Genomic DNA, 19,379 nt, shown 5'->3' on the forward strand with positions numbered 1-19,379 from the left:
AGGTGTAACTTCCCCGATTGGTGTCCGCGATTACCGGTTCTCATGCGCGGATCGACGTCGCATGCGCCACAGCCCGTGGCGCGTCAGGCCCCCAGGATCCAGGTGTCCTTCGCCCCGCCACCGCGGGAAGAGTTGACGACCAGGCTGCCTTCCGGAGCCACCCGCGTCAACGCCACCGGAGCCACCGCCGGGCTGTCGCCCAGGAGCACGAACGCCCGCAGGTCCACGTGGCGTGGTGTGAGCCGGCTGCCGTCGAACACCGGGTTCGTGGACAGGTGCAGGGTCTCCTGCGCGATCCAGCGGTGCGGTGCCGCCCGGATCTGGCGGCGCACCGCGTCGATCTCCTCGTCGGTGGCGCGCGGCCCGATCAGCACGCCCTCGCCGCCGTACCCGTCGACCGGCTTGACGACCAGCTGGTCCAGCCTGCGGAGCACCTCGTCGCGCTGTTCCGGGTCGCCGCACAGGTAGGTGGGGACGTGCGCGAGCAGCGGCTTCTCCCCCAGGTAGTACTCGATGAAGTCGGGGACGTAGGCGTACACCGCCTTGTCGTCGCCGACGCCGTTGCCGGGCGCGTTCGCGAGCGTCACCGTGCCCGCGCTGACCGCGGAGAGCAGCGGCGGCCCGAGCGGCCGCCCGTCCCCGGCGGGCGCGTGGACCAGCGTGTCCTCGTCGATCCGCAGGTAGATCACGTCGACCCGGCGCCGGGTCCCGTGCCGGTGCAGGTAGACCGCGCGGTCGTCGACGACGAGGTCGGTCGTGCGGACGACCGGCACACCCATCTCCTCGGCGAGCAGCTGGTGCTCGAACCACGCGGAGTCGACCGGGCCCTGGCTCAGCACGACGACCTGCGGGCCGCCGCCCCGGCCGGACATGCGAGGCGGCGCCGCGGCTTCCAGCGTCGTCCGCAGTAAGGCGGGCAGCGTCTCCACCGACAGCAACCCGGCAGGCCGGGGCAGGTCGGGCCAGATGTGTTCGGTCAGCCGGCGGTTCTGCACCGCGTAGCCGAGGCCGGAGGGCACGCGCAGGTTGTCCTCGAGGACGCTCCAGTGGCCGGACGCGTCGTGGACCAGATCCATCCCGGCGATGTGCGCCCGGACCGGCTGGCGGATCAGCGCGGCCAGCGGCAGCAGGCCGGGTGCGCCGTCGACCACCCAGGCCGGGACGACGCCGTCGTTGACGACCTCGCGGTCCGCGTAGACGTCCCGCAGGAACGCGTCCAGCGCGCGGGCTCGCTGGACCAGGCCGCGGCCGAGCGCCTCCCAGTCGTCGCCCTGGACGATCCGCGGGATCACGTCGAACGGGAACAGCCGGGCGGTGGTCTCGCCGGCCACCCGGAACGTCATCCGGTGGGACCGCTGCTCGGCGTCCCGCTCCTTCTCCCGGTCGCGGATCCCGCCCGCCCCGAGCCGCTCCAGCACCTGCAGCATCGGCTCGTACGCGGGGACGACGCTGCCGTCCTCGGCGATCACCTCGTCGCCGTCGGGGCGCACCAGCGCGTCGCCGGTGAGGTAGCCGGCGAGCAGCGCCTCCTGGCCACCGAAGCCGCCGACCGTGACCGCGCCACCGGCGCGCGTCTCGGCCAGCAGCATGTCGACGACGTCGGCGAGCCGGCCGCGGCGGGCGAACGCACGCCGCGCGCGGTCGGCCGCGCTGCCGCGGGCCAGCGCCTGACCGGCCAGCGCCGACACGTACTCCCAGTCGCCCGCGGCCTCCAGCTGCGGCCGGAGCGAGTCGACCAGCCCACGGACGGCCTCGGCGGCCGGTACCGGACGTGCGAACCCGGACAGGTCGACGAGGTCACCTTCGAGCCCGGAACGCGCGGCCCGCCACATCGCGGCCCGCTGCAGCGGTCCCCGAATGCGCGGCAGGGGGTAGTGGTTGGCCACCGCGTCGCGCTCACGCCGGACCAGGGCCCGGAACAGACCGGCCAGCAGGACGACGTCGTCGACTGCGGGACAGGCGTCGGTGACCCGTAGTTCGAGCGTGGGGACGTGAGCCGACGGCCGTACGTCGAAGTAGATCATCGCGGGGTCGGTGATCGTCCCGGACGCGATCAGCTCGGCCACCAGCGCGTCGTGGTCCTCGGCCGACTCGACCAGCCCGCTGGCACCCGCGGTGGGCCAGCGCTGCCAGAGCAACGACCGGATGCTCGCGTAACCGGTGTCCTCCCCCATCCAGAACGGAGAGCTGGCCGAGATCGCCAGCAGCACCGGCAGGTACTGGGAGACCCGCTGGGCGACCGCGACCGCGACGTCCCGGTCGGGCAGGCCGACGTGGACCTGCGCGCCGCAGATCAGCTGCTCACGGGCGAGCAGCTGGTAGTCGTCGAGCATCCGCTCGAAGCGGGCGTTCGGAGTGACCGACAGCTCCTCGACGTCCACCAGCGGGACCGTGCCCGCGGCGACGATGCCCAGTCCGACGGCGTCCGCGACCTCGCAGGCCTGGCGGCGGAGCGCGACGAGTTCGTCGCGGAGCCGCTCCAGGCTGGTGTGCACCTGGGTGTTCGTCTCGACCACCGAGCGGTGCAGCTCGGGCGAGTACGACGCGGCGGGCAGGTGCGCGAGCAGCTCCGGCGCACGCGGGACCAGCTCGCGGCTGTCCAGGTCGACGACGTGGAACTCCTCTTCGACGCCGAGCGTCAACGGCTCCGATGCCCGGACCGTGGCGGCGTCCGCCACCTGTCGAACCGTCGGCGTCACCACAGCCTCACGCTCTCCGCCCACCTATCCACCGCCTTTGCGTGTGCCGCCCACTGGCGGCTGGACTAGCGAGCCCCGATGGTTTCCGGCTTGCGTACCCAAGCCGTGAGGAGCCGGTAAATTCCCGGCAACACATCGAGACCTCCCCATCGTCCGGTTCATCCTGCTGTTCGGGCGCCGAACTCATGGTGCCCTACCCGGACCAGAGCGAACCTCGCTCGATCGGAACGCTCGGCGCCGCCGGAATTCACAGGCGTGATTTGCTCACAATTAGGGCATTACGGTGCCATGACGACGCAGACGCGACTCCTGTTGCTCGGAGCGGACGGGTTCGTCGGGCACCACGTCCGGGCCCGGCTCGCATCCGAGCCCGGCGTCACGGTCATCACGGTCGCGCGGCGCGGCGACGTCCACGCTGACGTGCAGCTCGACCTGACCGACGGTGTCGTCGGGGTCGCCCACGCGGTCCGGGAGGTCAGCCCCGACACCGTGGTGAACTGCGCGGGCGCCGCCTCCGCACCGAACACGGACCCGGCGGCGATGGCCGCGAACAACCTGGTTGCGGTCGGCAACCTGGTCGACGCGCTGCTCACATCCGGGCAGCCGATGCGGCTCGTGCACGTCGGCTCGGCCGCCGAGTACGGACGCGTGCCCGCGGGCATCGCGGCCAGCGAGGACACGCCGGAGCGGCCGGTCTCCACGTACGGCCTCTCGAAGCTGGCCGCCACCTGGCTGGTGCGGACCGCGGCCGCGGCCGGTCTGGACGCGGTCGCGCTGCGCGTGACCACGCCGATCGGCCCGGAGGCGCCGACGACCACGATCCCCGGGCGGGTGGTCGCGCAGCTGCGCCAGGTCGAGGCGGAGGGCGCAGGCGTGATCGCCACCGGCCCGCTGGACGACGTCCGCGACTACGTCGACGTCCGGGACGTGGCGGACGCGGTCGCGATGGCCGCGCTCCGGCCGCGCGGCCACGGCGCGTTGCCCTCGGTGCTCAACGTCGGCAGCGGGGTGGCGACACCGGTGCGCGAGATGGTGAACACGCTGCTGACGCTGGCCGGTTACACCGGCGGGCTGCGGACCGACGGTGGCGGAATCCACCGGGACACCGCGGTGCCGTGGCAGCAGTGCGACGTGAGCGCCGCCCGGAGCGCCCTGGGCTGGGCCCCGACACGCTCCCTGGAAACGTCACTCCGCGACCTCTGGGAGTCCAGCGACGCGCTGGCCGTTTGCTGACCTGGCCACGCACGAAGGACACCGGCCCCACCAGGTGACTTCGGCCTCGTCCAGCTGGAAGCCGCGGTGGTCGGAGGGGACGAGACAGGGCGCGGAGCCGATCGCGCAGTCGACGTCCTCGATCCGGCCGCAATCCCGGCACACCAGGTGATGGTGGTTGTCGGCCACCCGCGCCTCGTAGCGCCGTGCGCTCCCGGCCGGCTCGATCAGCCGGGCCAGGCCGCTGTCCACGAGCGCGGCCAGCACGTCGTAGATCGCCTGGGTCGACACCGCGCCGATGCGCGCGCGGACGGCGTCGGTCAGTTCGTCGACCGTGTGATGGCCGCCCTGAGCGAGCAGCGTGAGCACGGCGAGGCGCGGCGTGGTGATCCGGAGGCCGGCCGAACGCAGCCGCTCCCGGTTCTCGTCGGTCGTGGTAACCACGGACCCGGGTTACCAAGCTGGAACAGATCCAATCCTCGGACCCGAAAGAATCTTCCCGCACGGGGCGGCTGCCCTTACTCTCGGCGCCGTGCGCGCCCTCGCTGCTCTGCTTCTGCTCGCCACCGTGGCCGGCTGCTCGCTGTTGCGCGACGACGATCCGGCTCCCACGCCGACGCCGCCGAGCCCGGCCCCGGTCACCTCCAGCGCGTTACCGGCGCCCTCGCCGTCGCCGTCGCCGTCGCCGCTGCAGACGAGACCGCTGGTGCCGCTGACGCACGCGGAGCTCTGCGACTGGGCAATGGACATGGCCGCGCTGTTCGGCGGCAACCCGGACCCGGTGCAGTGGGAGCGGTTCGCGGGCGAGGCCCGGAAAGCCGCCGATCAGGAGTTGGCCCTGATCGGCGACAACATGGCGACCGCCATCCGCGGCGCCGACTACGCCAGAGCCACGAACATCCTGGAACGAGACCTCCCCGCCGAGTGCCCGCCGCAGTAGCGAACGCCCAATAACGGCGGGACGGCCCTCCCTTAAGAAAACGGCGGTGGAGCCCGTCCAGCGTCGTTCTGGGCGGGCCGTGCAGGTGGGCGCAGTAGGGTTCGAACCTACGACCCCTCGCTTGTAAGGCGAGTGCTCTTCCGCTGAGCTATGCGCCCGGATGGGACTCCTCTGAGGGTAGCGGGCCGCAGCCCGCCACCCGTAACGCGAACCCCCGTCACGACTCCAAGGCCGCGAGCGCGCTCGCGTAGTCGGTGGCCGAGCGGGCGACGCCGAGCTCGGTGACGACCTTCCACCGCACGACGCCCTCGGTGTCGACGAGGAACGTCCCGCGCCGCGCGGAGCCCTTCTGCTCGTCGAACACGCCGTAACTCTGCGCCACCGCCCCGTGCGGCCAGAAGTCCGACAGCAGCGGGAAGTCGAAACCTTCCTGGTCCGCCCACACCCGGTGCACGAAGAACGAGTCGACGCTGATCGTCAGGATCTGCACGCGGTCGTTCTGGAACCGCGGCAGGTCGTCACGCAGCGCGCACAGCTCGCCGGAGCACACCCCGGAGAACGCGAGCGGATAGAACACCACGAGCACGTTCTTGTCGCCCTTGAACGACGACAGCGACACCGGCTGGTTGTTCTGGTCCGCGAGCGTGAAGTCCGGGGCCAGGTCACCGACCTCGACGGGCATGAGTTTGTCCCTCCTCGAGTGAACGCACGCCAAAGACGCACCGGAGCGAACGCTGCCGGTGCCGGCGGGCGGCCCAGGTCAGCGCTTGGAGCGCGCCGCCTTCGGTGCGACGAGTCGCGCACCGGACCAGTCCTGCGCGGCGCTGATGCTCGACGTCTGCTGAAGGCCAGCGGTCGGAGCGACCTCGCTGATGTCGCTCGGCTCGACGTGCCCCGGCCGGCCGGCCTTCGGCGTCAGAAGCCAGACGACGCCGTTGTCGGCGAGCGGGCTCAGCGCGTTGACCAGTGCATCGAACAGGTCACCGTCGTCCTCCCGCCACCAGAGCATGACGACGTCGACGACCTCGTCGGAGTCCTCGTCGACCAGGTCGTCACCCACCCGGTCGGCAACGGCGTCACGCAGCTCCTCGGCGCAGTCCTCCTCGAAGCCGATCTCCATGACCACCATGCCCGGCTGGATGCCGAGCCGGTCGGCCGGGCTCTTGACGCCGTCGGCGTGACCCGCGGTCGCGCTCACTCTTCGGTTCCCTCCTCCTACTGATGGCGGCGCGTCGCCGCCTAGTCCGGTAGTCCACACATTCATCCAGCGCAACGCAAGTGTTGGCCTCAGATGGACGCGACGCGTCGCGCCCACCGGGTATTGACGGACCACCTGCGCCAGGTTTGTACCCGCAGGTCAGGCCCCCTCACACTCACCCGGCGAGGAACGAGAAGCGGACCTGGCGATCGTGGTTGTCGACGTTCAGGTCAACCAGGCACAGGCTCTGCCAGGTTCCCAGCGCGAGCGCGCCGCCGAGCACCGGCAGCGACGCATAGGGCGGAATCAGCCCGGGCATCACGTGGCTGCGCCCGTGCCCGCGGCTGCCGTGCCGATGCTTCCACCGGTCGTCGGCCGGCAGCAGGTCCTCCAGCGCTGCCAGTAGGTCGTCGTCGCTACCCGCACCGGTCTCCAGGACGGCCAGGCCTGCGGTCGCGTGCGGGACGAAGACGTGCAGGAGGCCGTCGCCCCGACCTCGGACGAACGCCGACGCCTTGTCCGTCAGGTCGAGCACGACCGGCTTGGATCCGGTACGGACGGTGATGATCTCGCTGTCCACATCCCCTATCCTGCCCGTCGCCTCCGTGTCCGCTGCGACGGGTGGTGCGGGCGAACACACTACCCACCAGTAACGGTCCCCCGGCGCTAACCATCCAGGCCACCAGGGGGCAGGATGGATCGGTAAAGCGAAAAGTGGCCTCGGCCGGTCGCCGACCGTGATCGACCGGACCTACCCACCGACGAGTGTGACGAGGATCGACGTGGCGAACTCACGCGAACGGCTCCCGGTGATCAGCGACGGGCTGCCCAGTCAGCTCCCGGACATCGACCCCACGGAGACGTCCGAGTGGCTCGAGTCGCTGGATGCAGTGATCGACAACGCCGGCCGTCAGCGGGCCAGGTACATCATGCTGCGCCTGCTGGAGCGTGCCCGCGAGAAGCAGGTCGGCGTACCTGCGCTGCGCAGCACCGACTACATCAACTCCATCCCGCCGGAGCGGGAGCCGTGGTTCCCCGGCGACGAGCACATCGAGCGCAGGCTCCGCGCGTACATGCGGTGGAACGCCGCGATCCTCGTGCACCGGGCGCAGCGTCCCGGCGTCGAGGTCGGCGGTCACATCTCGACGTACGCGTCCAGCGCGAGCCTGTACGAAGTGGGCTTCAACCACTTCTTCCGCGGTCACGACGACCCGGGCGGCGGTGACCAGATCTTCTTCCAGGGGCACGCGTCCCCGGGCATGTACGCGCGGGCGTACCTCGAGGGCCGGCTGACCGAGCACCAGCTCGACGGGTTCCGGCAGGAGTTCTCGCACCCCGGCGGCGGCCTGTCCAGCTACCCGCACCCGCGGTTGATGCCGGACTTCTGGGAGTTCCCCACCGTCTCGATGGGTCTCGGCCCGATCAACGCGATCTACCAGGCCCGGTTCAACCGGTACCTGCAGTCGCGCGGCATCCGCGACACGAGCAAGCAGCACGTCTGGGCGTTCCTCGGCGACGGTGAGATGGACGAGCCCGAGTCGCTCGGCGCGATCGGCCTGGCCGCCCGCGAGGAGCTCGACAACCTCACGTTCGTCATCAACTGCAACCTGCAGCGGCTCGACGGCCCGGTGCGCGGCAACGGCAAGGTGATGCAGGAGCTGGAGGCGTTCTTCCGCGGCGCCGGCTGGAACGTCATCAAGGTCGTCTGGGGCCGCGAGTGGGACCCGCTGCTGGCCGCCGACACCGACGGCGCGCTGGTGAACCTCATGAACACCACGCCGGACGGTGACTTCCAGACCTACAAGGCCGAGTCCGGCTCGTTCGTCCGCGAGCACTTCTTCGGGCGCGACCCGCGCACCCGCAAGATGGTCGAGCACCTCTCGGACGACGAGATCTGGAACCTCAAGCGTGGTGGCCACGACTACCGGAAGCTCTACGCCGCCTACAAGGCCGCGACCGAGCACTCCGGCCAGCCGACCGTGATCCTCGCGAAGACGATCAAGGGCTGGACGCTGGGCAGCCACTTCGAGGCCCGCAACGCCACCCACCAGATGAAGAAGCTGACGGTGGAGGACCTGAAGGCCTTCCGCGACCGGCTCTACATCGACATTCCGGACGAGAAGCTCGACAAGTACCTGCCGCCGTACTACCACCCCGGCAAGGACTCGGACGAGTACCAGTACCTGATGGAGCGTCGTCGCCAGCTCGGCGGCTCGGTTCCCAAGCGGGTCGTGAAGGCCACGCCGCTCCAGCTGCCCGGCAAGGACGCCTACGCGCAGCTGAAGAAGGGCTCCGGCAAGCAGAAGATCGCCACCACGATGGCCTTCGTCCGGCAGCTCAAGGACCTGATGAAGGACAAGAACATCGGGGCCCGCTTCGTACCGATCATCCCGGACGAGGCACGGACGTTCGGCATGGACTCGCTGTTCCCGACCGCCAAGATCTACTCGCCGCACGGCCAGGGTTACACCTCGGTCGACCGCGAGCTGATGCTGGCGTACAAGGAGTCGCAGCAGGGCCAGATCCTGCACGAGGGCATCAACGAGGCCGGTTCGGTCGCGTCGTTCACCGCGGTCGGGACGTCGTACGCCACCCAGGGCGAACCGATGATCCCGGTTTACATCTTCTACTCGATGTTCGGCTTCCAGCGGACCGGCGACGCGTTCTGGGCGGCCGCCGACCAGCTGGCCCGCGGGTTCGTGCTCGGCGCCACCGCGGGCCGCACGACGCTGAACGGCGAGGGGCTCCAGCACGAGGACGGCCACTCGCTGCTGCTGGCCTCGACGAACCCGGCGGTCGTCTCGTACGACCCGGCCTGGTCGTACGAGGTGGCGGTGATCACCGAGGACGCTCTCCGCCGGATGTACGGGGACGACCCGGAGAACATCTACTACTACCTGACCGTCTACAACGAGCCGATGGTCCAGCCCGCGATGCCGGACCACGTGACCGAGGAGGGCATCCTCCGGGGTCTGTACAAGTTCGCGCCGTCGCGGCGGACCGTGGACGGCGCGCCGCGGGCGCAGCTGCTCGCGTCCGGCGTCGCACTGCCCTGGGCCCTGCGGGCCCAGCAGCTGCTGGCCGAGGACTGGAACGTCTCGGCCGACGTGTGGTCGGTGACGTCCTGGACCGAGCTCCGGCGGGACGCGGTCGCCGCGGACGGTGACGCGCTCCTGCATCCGGACGCCGAGCCGCGGACGCCGTGGGTCACTGCCCAGCTGGCCGACTCCGAGGGGCCGGTCATCGCGTCCAGCGACTGGATGCGGGCGGTGCCGGACCAGATCTCGCGCTGGGTTCCGAGCGACTACACCTCGCTCGGCACCGACGGGTTCGGCGCGTCCGACACCCGGCACGCGCTGCGGCGGCACTTCAAGGTGGACGCCGAGTCGATCGCGGTGGCGACGCTGCGGGCGCTGGCCCGCCGGGGCGAGATCGAGGCCTCGGTGGCGGCGGACGCGGTCGCGAAGTACCGCATCGACGACGTGACCGCGGCCCCTCCGGGCGAGACCGGCGGCGCGTCCTAAGCCAGAACACGCTCCGGTGCCGTTTCGACGGTGCCGGAGCGTTTCTGTAGGCACAGCGTGAGGTGCGCGAGGAGTGCGAGCCCGAGGAGCAGGTACGCGTTCTGGACGACCGTGAACGGCACGGCGAGCCAGGGCTCGCCCGGGCGGTCGACGAGGCGGGTGGCCCACATCGGCGACGTCGCGAACACCACGACGGCGGCCAGAGCGGCTCGGCGGTAACCGTCCCGCACCAGCACCACCAGCGCCGGTAGCGCCCACACCCAGTGATGGCTCCACGAGATCGGCGACACCAGCAGACCGGTCAGCCCGGTGGTGGCCAGCGCGGCGAGCCAGTCCCCGCGCCGGGCGTACACGGCGGCCACTCCGATCCCGACGGCTCCGAGGACCAGCGGCACGAGGACGTACCACCCGCCGACCTCACCCGGCAGCCGCACCAGCGCCCCATAGGGCGACTGGTTGCTGACGTACGGCACGCCGACCCGCGTCGTGTCGTAGAAGATGTCCCGCCAGTACACGAGCGAGGCATCCGGGGCCACCAGGAACCCGAGCAGCGTCCCGCCGGCGAACGTCGCCCCGGCGATCATCGCGGCCCGGACCCGTCCCGCGGCCAGCAGCAGCACGATGAAGATCCCGGGGGTCAGCTTGATCGCCGCCGCGATCCCGATGCCGATGCCCGCCCACCTCCCGGACGCGCCCCGCCGCAGGTCGGTCACCACCAGCGCACAAAGCATCAGGTTGATCTGCCCCAGGAACAGCGAGTGCCAGACCGGCTCGAGCAGCAGCCCGCCGACGACCACCACGGCGAGCACGCGCCGATAGCCCGCCAGCGCGAGCACTCCGCGGCAGGCGACCACGAACGCGGCAACCGACGCCAGTGCCCAGAGCGTCCGCGCGAGCACGAGCGGCACCGCCGAGAGCGGTACGAACGTGACCGCCGCGAACGGGGTGTACGTGAACCAGTGCGCGGCCTGCTGTTCGAGGTAGAGCCGGGTGCCGTCGCCGACGACCTGCCCGCCGAGCCGGTAGATGGAGAAGTCCAGCGGGTTCCAGAGCAGGGTGAACACCACCACGACCAGCAGCTGGACCCCGAACGCGACGCGCAGTTTCGACATGCGCTAGACGCTGCCGCCGGGCACCGTCCGTCCACATCGCTCCGCGGGCGATATCGCCCCTGGTCAGCAGGCTTAATCCCGTGGGCTGACGAGGCCGAACTGGTAGGCCAGGATCACCAGTTGCACCCGGTCGCGGGCGTCCAGCTTCGTCAGTAGCCGCGCCACGTGCGCCTTGGCGGTGGCGACGCTGATGAACAACTCGGACGCGATCTCGGCGTTCGACAGTCCGCGTCCGACCAGCGTCAGCACTTCGCGTTCCCGGTCGGTGATCCCGTTGGCCGACGGACGCTCGGGTGGGGCTGCCGTGCGGCCGGCCAGCATGTCGACCAGGCGCCGGGTGACGCTCGGTGCGATCAGCGCGTCGCCGCCGGCCACCACGCGGATCGCCGCCAGGATCTCGTCCAGCCCCATGTCCTTGACCAGGAAGCCGCTGGCTCCGGCCCGCAGCGCCCCGTAGACGTACTCGTCGTCGTCGAACGTCGTCAGCACCAGCACACGGACGTCCGGGGTGGCCGCGCTGATCGCGCGGGTCGCTTCGATGCCGTCCATCTCCGGCATCCGCAGGTCCATCACGACGACGTCCGGCAGCAGCCGCTCGGCCAGCGCCACCGCCTCGGTGCCGGTTGCCGCCTCGCCGACCAGTTTCAGGTCCGGCGTCTCGGAGAGCAGCACGCGCAGGCCGGTGCGGATCAGCGGCTGGTCGTCGGCGAGCACGATCCGGATCATGAGGGCACCGGAATGGACGCCGCCACGCAGAACCCGCCTTCGGGACGCGGCCCGGCGGTGAATCGTCCGTTGAGCAGCGTCACCCGCTCGCGCATTCCCACCAGGCCGTATCCGGTGCCGGGCGCGCCGGTGCCGGGCCCGTCGTCGAGCACTTCGATCGAGAGCGCGTCGTCGCGGTAGTCCAGCAGGACCCGGCATCGGTCGGTGCTCGCGTGGCGCACGACGTTCGTCACCGCCTCCTGGACGATCCGGTACGCGGACAGGTCGAGATCTCCCGGCAGGTCCCGGATCGCGCCGGTGCGCTCGACCTCCACCCGGACCCCGGCGTCCGCGGCCGTGGTGATCAGCCGGTCGAGGTCGGCGAGACCGGGTGACGGCGCGGTCGGCAGGCCCTCGGGCTCGGTGCGGCGGAGCGCGGTGAGCGTCCGGCGCAGCTCGGCGAGCGTCTCCCGGCTGGTGGTCTCGATCGCGTCGAGCGCGTTCCGGGCCTCGTCGGGGCGGTTGTCGATGACGCGGCGGCCGACGCCGGCCTGGATCGCGATCACGCCCATGCTGTGGGCGATCAGGTCGTGCAGGTCGCGGGCGATGCGGAGGCGCTCGGCGGTGACCGCACGCTCGGTCTCCTCGACCCGCCGCGCCCGGACGAACTCGCTGCGCTGCCGCACCGAGTTCCCGATCGTCCACACGCAGACCATGATCAGCGTCAGGAGCGCGATCGAGCGTTGAGCGTCGTCGGCCGCCGTCATGTAGAACGTCGCGGCGAGCGCGGCCTGGACCAGCAGCGCCACCACCGCGCCCGGAAGCGAGACCCGCCAGGACCGGGTGGCCGCGAGCCGTCCGACGGCCGCGTCCATCGCCAGCACCCCCACGGGCCCGACGACCTCGACGTCCAGCAGCGGGGTCAGGGCCACGGTGGACAGCAGCACCACCGACAGCGCGGATACTGGGTGGCGCCGCAGCGCCACGAGCGGCCAGCCCAGTACCACGATCAGCGGGGGCACGAGCCAGGGACCGGCCGCCCCCGCCGTTCCGTACGGCAGCACGTACAGGAGGCTCAGCACCACCACGACCACCACCGACACCAGCGCCAAGACTCGACGTTGCGGCAGGGCACCATCCATCCGGCCACCGTAACGACGCGACGCCGTCCACACAGTGGCCTGCGGGCGTACGCCCCGAGGCCACCCTGGTTCGATCCGATTGCCCCCCGGATGAGCGGGTAACCCCCAGCTAGCGCGTGGTCACCCCGGCCGTCCGCGCAACACCGGTCATCTCAGATCAACGACGCCTGCGATGCCCCATGCCCCGAACCGGCCGGGCTCCCGCTAAGGAGGCGATCCCTCGTGCCCGACCAGGTCCGACTCTCCGACGGAACAGCTGTCGTCATTAGCTCCGCGCCGGACGGTCCCGACCGGACGCCCTCCGGGACGTGGCTCGCGCAGTGCGTCTGCAACGGTGCACCGGGACGACCGGATCGAGTCGACGTGACCTACGAGTCCCCCACGCCCGGCGCCCGTGCCCCGGTTTCGGTGACCCTGACGTGGAACGTCGCGCCGGAGCGGCCGCCGTCGCCGTCGGACGCTCCGCCCGGTCCGCCCCCCGGCGTGGTCTTCCCGAGCCAGCGCCCCGGCGCCGGTCCGCCCACCAGCCCGCTCTAAGGACGGTCGGCGCGGCGGCGCAGCGGCGTCCCGTACAGCGCCTGGTGCCGACGACGGTAGGCCGGCCACCAGACCAGCCGGAACAGCACCCGGATCGGCACCGGGAACTCGGCCAGCGCTTGGGCGACCAACGCCGGAGCACCCGCGCCGCACGCCCAGCCGAACAGCAGCGGCAGTCGCTTCTTGTCGTAGCTCTTGACCACTTCCTGCCCGTGCGCCAGCCACTCCGCGTGGCTGACGTGCTGGTGGATCAGCGGGACCGCGGTGCGCTCCTCGTCGTCCAGATGGCGGTTCAGCGCCACGTGGAGCCGGGCGAACGCCGCGGCGCGTTCGGCGACCGGGCGGGACCGATCGCCCGCGAGGGCGACGTCCGGGTCGATCTGCTCGTGCTGCTCCTCCAGTTCGTCCAGCAGCGGCGCCGAGCGCGGGGCTCGCTCCCGCAGCCACGGCCAGATCACGGTGTCCTCGTCGCTGTGGTGGTGGTGCAGGTAGGACAGCAGGAAGTCGGCCTGGTCCTCCAGCAGCGCCGCGTGGGCGGCGTCCCGCGGGTGCGGGAGCGCTTCGGCGAGGCGGCCGAACTCCACCCGGAAGCCCGCGTGGGCGAGCAGGAACGCGGACAGGTCGGGCACGGCGGGGTGAGCGGTGGCGGTGGTCATCGGATCCTCCGGTCGGTCGGTTGTCGCCGGCAGCGTCACCCCGCGCTCTTGAGTCGCTCTTGCGGAGCGCTTGATCCGCCCAGTCGGGTGGCTGACCGTTACGCGGTCCGGTGCGGTGACGACGGCTAGCGTGACCCGCCGTGGGGCTGGAGTTCGCCGTGCTGGGCGGGGTCAGCGCGTCTCGCGACGGTGAACCGATCGACCTCGGTGGCCGACGTCAGCGAGCCGTGCTGGCCCTGCTCGTCGTCGCCCGGGGTGCGGTGGTGCCCGCCGAGCGGCTGATCGGGGCGCTGTGGCCGGACGAACCGCCACCGAAGCCGCAGAGCGCGCTGCAGGCCTACGTCTCGCACCTCCGCCGGGCGCTGGAACCCGACCGTCCGGCGCGGGCCAGGACCGGCCTGATCGTCAGCCTGCCCGCCGGCTACGCGCTGCGGGTGGATGTCGACGCGGTGGACGCCTGGCGGTTCGAGCAGGCGGTGAAACGCGGTGACCCGGACGGGCTGGAGTCCGCCCTGCACCTCTGGCGCGGCGATCCGTACGCCGACTACCCGGAGGCGCCCTGGGCCGTCGCCGAGCGGACGCGACTCGGCGAACTGCGGTCGGCGGCACGGGAGACGCTGGCAGGCGTCCGCCTGGAACGGGGTGACACCGGCCCGCTGATCGCCGAGCTCGAAGCGATGGTCGACGATGAACCGCTGCGGGAGCAGCGGTGGCAGCTGCTGGCGCTGGCGCTCTACCGCGCGCACCGGCAGGCCGACGCGCTCCGGGCCCTGCGACGGGCGCGGGAGTCGCTGCGGGACGAGCTGGGCGTGGATCCGGGGCCGGCGCTACGCGCGCTGGAAGCCGACATCCTCGCCCAGGCCCCGTCGCTGACAGCACAGTCCCTCGCAGCGCCCGCCACGGCGGCGTCGGCCACCTCGGCGTCGGCTGGGCCGGCGGCCGGGGCCGAGGCCTGGGCCGGCGCCGGAGCCGGGGTCTCGGCCCTGACCGAGGGCGTGGCGCTGGTACCGCCGCCCGCGCTGTTCGGGCGGGCCGACGTTCTCGCCCGGCTGCGCGACGCCTCAGCGCCGCTCACGCTGGTCACCGGCGACGCGGGCAGCGGAAAGAGCGCGGTGCTCACCGCACTCGATCGGCACCGCCGCTCGCAGGGCTGGCGCGTCGCCTGGGGACACTGCCCCGAAGTGGACGGCGCCCCCGCGCTCTGGCCCTGGGTGGAACTGCTGCGGGCACTGCCCGGCGCGGACGACGTCCCGGAGCTGCGACCGCTGCTGGTCGACGACAGCGCGCCCGCCGACGTCGACCCGGCGACGCTCCGGTTCCGGCTGCGGCACGCGGCCACCACGTTCCTCCGGACGCTCGCCGCCGAGTGTCCGCTGCTGCTGATCCTCGACGACGCCCACCGCGCCGACCAGGCGACGCTCGACCTGCTGTGCCACCTGCTGGGGAACCTGCACGGGGCCGCGGTCACGACCGTCGTCGCGTACCGGGACGGCGAGGTCGCCGGGCCGCTGGAGTCGGCGCTGGCGAAGGTGGCGCGCCATCACCCGGCGCGGGTGCCGCTCGGCGCGCTGCCCGCCGAGGCGGTGGAGGCACTGGTCCGGGCCGCCGCGGCCCGCCCGCTGGACGACCTCGCGGTCGCGAACGCGGTCCGGCGCAGCGACGGCAACCCGTTCTACGCCCGTGAGCTGGGACTGCTGCTGGGCACCACCGAGGCGCCCGCGGTCCCGGCCGGTGTTCTGGACGTCGTCCGGCACCGGGTTTCGCTGCTGCCCGCCCCCGGACCAACCGTCCTCAAACTCGCCGCCGTCGTGGGCCGCGAGGTCGACCTCGACGTCCTGCTGGAGCTGCTCCAGGACACCGGCGTCGACGAGGACGACGTGCTCGACGCGGTGGACGCCGCTCTGGTCGCCGGGCTCCTGGAGGCCGACGGCGACCGGCTGCGGTTCAGCCACCTGCTCACCCGCGACGCGCTGTACCACCAGATCTCGCCACCCCGCCGCTCGCGCTGGCACGGGCTGGTCGCCGAGGCCGTCAGCCGGGTCCGTCCCGACGACGTCGCGGCCCTGGCCCGCCACTACGCCCTGGCCGGCCCTGGCCACAGCGCCGCCGCGGCGTCGGCGGCGGGGCGCGCGGCGTCCCAAGCCGAGAGCCGGAGCGCGTACACCGAGGCCGCGCGGCTCTGGCGGCAGGCCGCGGACGCCGCCGCGACCGCAGGCTCCCCCGCCCGCGACCGGGTCGCGCTCCTGCTCTCGCTCTGCCGCGCGCTGACCACCCAGGGCGCCCGCGCGGAGGCGGTCGTCGCGCGAGGTGAGGCGATCGCGCTGGCCAGGGCGGCGGCCAATCCGGCGCTGCTCGGCACCGCGATGACCGCGTGGGCCGTCCCCACGCTCTGGCTGCAGGGCCGGTTCCGGCACCACGATCCGGCGCTGGTCGCGGAGGTCTCCGCGCTGCTGGCGAGCAGCGCGGACGACGACGACCGCTGCCGGCTGCTGTGCGCGCTGGTCAACGAGTCCGAGGACCCGGCGGCCGGCATCTCGGCCGCCCGGCGCCGGGAACTGGCCGACGAAGCGGTGGCCCTCGCCGGGCGCTCCGGCGACCCGGACCTGATCGGTCTCGCGACCGCGGCCGCGCTGCGGACGTCGTACTTCGGCGTTCCACTGGAGCGGCGGCGGGACCTGGCCCGGACCGCGCTGGACGTCGGACGGCGGTCGGGCCGGGTGTTGCTCGCGCTGCTCGGTGAGCAGGCGTCGGCGCAGGTCGCAGCCGCCACCGGGGACGTCGACGCGTTCGACCGGCACCGCCGCGCCGCGGACGAGATGACCTCGCAACTGCACCTGGGCGCTGCGCGGCTGGTCGGCATCGCCGCGCTCGGGCTCCGGCACTCGCTCGCCGGGCGGTTCGCGCAGGCCGACGCGGCCTACTCCGAGTTGGCGGACGCGATCACGGCTGCGGGCGGCAACGGCGGTCCGCTGCTCGGGTTCGCCGCGCGCGTCGGGGTGGCCGAGGCGCGCGGCGAGGACGCGCTGGCCGCGCTCGCCGGCGAGCTGCCCACGCTTGCCGAGTTCGGACGCATCGCCCACGAACCGCAAGCCCGGATCCTGCTCGCGGCCGGACGGCTCGACGAGGCGCGGAGCATCTGGCGGCCGGACGAGGAACTACCGCCGGACTTCCTGGCCCCCGGCTGGTACGCGTGCCGGATCACCACCGCGATCGCGTTCGACGAGCCCGCGGTCGTGCGCGCCACGTACCGGACGCTCCGGCCGTACCAGGATCAGCTCTGCGGCGGGATCACCGGGACGCTGACGTTCGCGCCGGTCGCCCAGTACCTCGGCGACGCGGCCCGGTATCTCGGCGACGCCGAGGCGGCGGCTGCCCACTACGCCGCGGCCGAGGTGCTGGCTCGCCGCGCGGGCGCCCAGCACTACCTCGACCGCGCGCTGGCGTCCGTCAGAATGGCGGGGTGAGCGTCGCCGTCGTCCTTCGGTACCGGAAGGCCGTGACCTACGGCCACCATGCGCTGCTCGGCGCGCTGGAGGCCGAACCACCCGAAACGCCGTTCACGGTCGCGTTCGCGACCTCGCCGGAGGCGACCGCGGAGGCGATCACCGAGGGCCTGCGGTCGGCTGACCGCGTGCTCGTCCTCTGGTCCTTCTATTCGCCGGACGCCGCCGCGCTCGCCGTGGAACTCGCGACGATCCGCACGCTGGCCGACGACGAGCGAGTGCTGCACGTCGCGGGCGGTGTGCACGCGACCGCCGAACCGCAGCAGGTACTCGACGCGGGCTGGGACGTCGCGGCGATCGGCGAGGGCGAGACGACCGTGATCCGGCTGGTGGACGCCGTCGGCACCGGCGCTCCGCTGACCGGCGTCCGCGGGCTGGCCGTGCGGGACGCGGACGGTGTCGCGCTGCGGACCGGGCCCGCGGTGACCCGGGAACTGGACGCGTTCGGCTCGTTCTCGCTGCGCTACCACAAGTTCGGCCCGATCGAGCTGACGCGCGGCTGCATCTACGCCTGCAAGTTCTGCCAGACGCCGTTCATGTTCTCGGCCCGGTTCCGGCACCGCAGCGTGGAGAACGTCCGGTGGCACGTGAAGGCCATGGTGGACGACGGGATGAAGGACGTCCGGTTCACCACGCCGACGTCGCTCTCCTACGGCACCCAGACCGACGAGCCGAACCTGGACGCGGTGGAGGAGTTGCTCGGCACGGTGCGGGCGGAGTTGCCACCGCACGGCCGGCTGTTCTTCGGGTCGTTCCCGTCGGAGGTGCGGCCGGAGCACGTGACGCCCGAAGCGATGCGGATGCTCCGGAAGTACGTCTCGAACGACAACATCATCATCGGGGCACAGTCCGGGTCCGACCGGATGCTGGCAGCGTCCCGGCGCGGCCACGGCGCCGGGCCGGTGCTCGACGCCGTCCGGATCGCCGTCGAGGCGGGGTTCCGGCCGAACGTCGACTTCCTGTTCGGGATGCCCGGCGAGGAGGCCGCGGACGCCGAGGCGTCCCTGCGGCTGGCGGAGGCGGTCGCCGACCTGGGCGGGCGGGTGCACGCGCACACGTTCATGCCACTGCCCGGCACGCCGTGGCGGGACGCCGAGCCGGCGTTCGTCTCGGCCGACACGATCACGACGTTCGACCGGCTGGCCGCCAAGGGTGCGCTCTACGGCCACTGGCGACGCCAAGCCGAGCACGCCGAACGCCTCGCCGAAACCGCGAAGGCCTACCCCCGCCGAATCCCGCGCCGGAGGGCGGGGCCGGTTACGTTCGAGACGTGAAACTTGCGATCCACTATCCGAACTTCTCCTACCCGGGTGGGAACACCACGATCGCGCCGCTGCTCGCCGCGACCGCGCGCGCCGCGGACGAGGGTGGAGCGACCACGTTCACGCTGATGGACCACTGGTTCCAGATGGAGGCCATGGCCCCGGCGACCGAGCCGATGCTGGAGGGGTACACCGGGCTGGGCTTCCTCGCCGGGATCACCCGCAAGGTCCGGCTCGGGCTGCTCGTCACCGGCGTCACCTACCGCCACCCGGGCCTGCTCGCGAAGACCGTCGCGACGCTGGACGTCCTCTCCGGCGGCCGGGCGATGTTCGGCATCGGTGCCGCCTGGTACGAGAAGGAGCACCGCGCGCTGGGCGTCCCGTTCCCGCCGGTCGCCGAACGGTTCGAGCGGCTGGAGGAGACGCTGCGGATCACGAGGCAGATGTTCAGCGACGACGACGGTCCGTACGAGGGCACGCACTACTCGCTGGCGGAGACGATCTGTCAGCCCAAGCCCATCCAGCAGCCCGGCCCACCGGTGATGATCGGCGGTTCCGGCGAGAAGAAGACGCTGCGGCTGGTCGCGCAGTACGGCGATGCGTGCAACCTGTTCGCGCCGGACGTCGAGACCGTGGCGCACAAGATCGACGTCCTGAGCCGACACTGCGCGGACGTCGGCCGCGACCCGGCGCAGATCGAGAAGACGATCATCACCAGCCTGGACCCGATCCGCGACACCGACGGGTTCCTCCGCGCGATGGAGGAGTACGCCAAGGTCGGCGTCGAACAGGTCTGGCTCAGCCCGAAGGGCACCGACGACCCGTCGACGTGGACGCTCGAGGTGACCGAGCGCGTCCTGCCCCGCCTACGCGACATCTGAGCCCGGAG

At 72.2% G+C, this 19,379-nt stretch carries 16 protein-coding genes and 1 tRNA gene; 7 read left to right on the forward strand and 10 right to left on the reverse strand.

Annotation, left to right across the window (positions count from 1 at the left end; translation table 11 throughout):
- Positions 1 to 83 precede the first annotated feature (83 nt).
- Entirely contained in the window at positions 84 to 2,678 is a 2,595-nt protein-coding gene (locus tag BUB75_RS26190; protein WP_178379981.1) for a carboxylate--amine ligase/circularly permuted type 2 ATP-grasp protein, read from the reverse strand.
- A gap of 309 nt (positions 2,679 to 2,987) precedes the next feature.
- Between BUB75_RS26190 and BUB75_RS26195 the strand changes: the two genes are divergently transcribed.
- Entirely contained in the window at positions 2,988 to 3,932 is a 945-nt protein-coding gene (locus BUB75_RS26195; protein WP_073260466.1) for an NAD-dependent epimerase/dehydratase family protein, read from the forward strand.
- On the opposite strand, the gene BUB75_RS26200 is transcribed toward BUB75_RS26195, so the two are convergent.
- The gene (locus tag BUB75_RS26200) at positions 3,885 to 4,355 is read right to left on the reverse strand and encodes a Fur family transcriptional regulator (RefSeq protein WP_073260467.1); all 471 of its coding nucleotides are present in this window, start codon (positions 4,353 to 4,355) and stop codon (positions 3,885 to 3,887) included. The genes BUB75_RS26195 and BUB75_RS26200 overlap by 48 nt on opposite strands.
- An 88-nt stretch (positions 4,356 to 4,443) precedes the next feature.
- On the opposite strand from BUB75_RS26200, the gene BUB75_RS26205 reads away from it, so the two are divergent.
- Positions 4,444 to 4,851: a hypothetical protein gene (locus BUB75_RS26205; RefSeq protein ID WP_143175409.1), complete on the forward strand. Its 408-nt coding sequence runs from the start codon at positions 4,444 to 4,446 to the stop codon at positions 4,849 to 4,851.
- An 86-nt stretch (positions 4,852 to 4,937) separates the two neighbouring features.
- On the opposite strand, the gene BUB75_RS26210 is transcribed toward BUB75_RS26205, so the two are convergent.
- The 4 genes from BUB75_RS26210 to BUB75_RS26225 form a co-directional block, all read right to left on the reverse strand.
- Positions 4,938 to 5,009: transfer RNA gene (locus BUB75_RS26210), tRNA-Val, on the reverse strand.
- A 59-nt stretch (positions 5,010 to 5,068) separates the two neighbouring features.
- Positions 5,069 to 5,533 carry a peroxiredoxin gene (locus BUB75_RS26215; protein WP_073260469.1) on the reverse strand — a complete coding sequence of 155 codons (465 nt, stop codon included), beginning with the start codon at positions 5,531 to 5,533 and terminating at the stop codon, positions 5,069 to 5,071.
- Between the two features lie 78 nt (positions 5,534 to 5,611).
- Positions 5,612 to 6,049 (reverse strand): DUF3052 domain-containing protein, encoded by a 438-nt coding sequence (locus BUB75_RS26220; RefSeq protein WP_073260470.1) that lies wholly within the window; start codon positions 6,047 to 6,049, stop codon positions 5,612 to 5,614.
- Between the two features lie 175 nt (positions 6,050 to 6,224).
- Positions 6,225 to 6,629, reverse strand: a complete 405-nt coding sequence (locus BUB75_RS26225) for a YjbQ family protein (protein WP_073260471.1) — start codon at positions 6,627 to 6,629, stop codon at positions 6,225 to 6,227.
- A 202-nt stretch (positions 6,630 to 6,831) separates the two neighbouring features.
- Here BUB75_RS26225 and aceE point away from each other — a divergent pair, with 202 nt between their 5' ends.
- Positions 6,832 to 9,573, forward strand: a complete 2,742-nt coding sequence (gene aceE, locus BUB75_RS26230; RefSeq protein WP_073260626.1) for a pyruvate dehydrogenase (acetyl-transferring), homodimeric type — start codon at positions 6,832 to 6,834, stop codon at positions 9,571 to 9,573.
- On the opposite strand, the gene BUB75_RS26235 is transcribed toward aceE, so the two are convergent.
- The 3 genes from BUB75_RS26235 to BUB75_RS26245 form a co-directional block, all read right to left on the reverse strand.
- Positions 9,570 to 10,685 carry a glycosyltransferase 87 family protein gene (locus BUB75_RS26235; RefSeq protein WP_073260472.1) on the reverse strand — a complete coding sequence of 372 codons (1,116 nt, stop codon included), beginning with the start codon at positions 10,683 to 10,685 and terminating at the stop codon, positions 9,570 to 9,572. The genes aceE and BUB75_RS26235 overlap by 4 nt on opposite strands.
- A gap of 72 nt (positions 10,686 to 10,757) precedes the next feature.
- Positions 10,758 to 11,411: a response regulator gene (locus BUB75_RS26240; RefSeq protein ID WP_073260473.1), complete on the reverse strand. Its 654-nt coding sequence runs from the start codon at positions 11,409 to 11,411 to the stop codon at positions 10,758 to 10,760.
- Entirely contained in the window at positions 11,408 to 12,532 is a 1,125-nt protein-coding gene (locus BUB75_RS26245) for a sensor histidine kinase (protein WP_084741735.1), read from the reverse strand. Before BUB75_RS26245 ends, BUB75_RS26240 begins: the two co-directional genes overlap by 4 nt.
- Before the next feature lie 363 nt (positions 12,533 to 12,895).
- Between BUB75_RS26245 and BUB75_RS46470 the strand changes: the two genes are divergently transcribed.
- The gene (locus tag BUB75_RS46470; protein ID WP_178379982.1) at positions 12,896 to 13,069 is read left to right on the forward strand and encodes a hypothetical protein; all 174 of its coding nucleotides are present in this window, start codon (positions 12,896 to 12,898) and stop codon (positions 13,067 to 13,069) included.
- On the opposite strand, the gene BUB75_RS26255 is transcribed toward BUB75_RS46470, so the two are convergent.
- The gene (locus BUB75_RS26255) at positions 13,066 to 13,725 is read right to left on the reverse strand and encodes a hemerythrin domain-containing protein (protein WP_073260628.1); all 660 of its coding nucleotides are present in this window, start codon (positions 13,723 to 13,725) and stop codon (positions 13,066 to 13,068) included. The two genes, BUB75_RS46470 and BUB75_RS26255, sit on opposite strands and share 4 nt — an antisense overlap.
- A 140-nt stretch (positions 13,726 to 13,865) precedes the next feature.
- Here BUB75_RS26255 and BUB75_RS26260 point away from each other — a divergent pair, with 140 nt between their 5' ends.
- From BUB75_RS26260 to BUB75_RS26270, 3 genes are read left to right on the forward strand one after another with little or no spacing between them, the layout of a single operon-like run.
- Positions 13,866 to 17,189: an ATP-binding protein gene (locus BUB75_RS26260; RefSeq protein ID WP_073260475.1), complete on the forward strand. Its 3,324-nt coding sequence runs from the start codon at positions 13,866 to 13,868 to the stop codon at positions 17,187 to 17,189.
- Positions 17,186 to 18,502, forward strand: a complete 1,317-nt coding sequence (locus BUB75_RS26265) for a TIGR04013 family B12-binding domain/radical SAM domain-containing protein (protein ID WP_073260476.1) — start codon at positions 17,186 to 17,188, stop codon at positions 18,500 to 18,502. The genes BUB75_RS26260 and BUB75_RS26265 overlap by 4 nt, the downstream gene beginning before the upstream one ends.
- Positions 18,499 to 19,371: an LLM class F420-dependent oxidoreductase gene (locus tag BUB75_RS26270; RefSeq protein WP_073260477.1), complete on the forward strand. Its 873-nt coding sequence runs from the start codon at positions 18,499 to 18,501 to the stop codon at positions 19,369 to 19,371. The genes BUB75_RS26265 and BUB75_RS26270 overlap by 4 nt, the downstream gene beginning before the upstream one ends.
- Positions 19,372 to 19,379: the final 8 nt, after the last annotated feature.

The organism is Cryptosporangium aurantiacum (assembly GCF_900143005.1).
In the GTDB taxonomy this organism is placed as follows: Bacteria; Actinomycetota; Actinomycetes; order Mycobacteriales; family Cryptosporangiaceae; genus Cryptosporangium; species Cryptosporangium aurantiacum.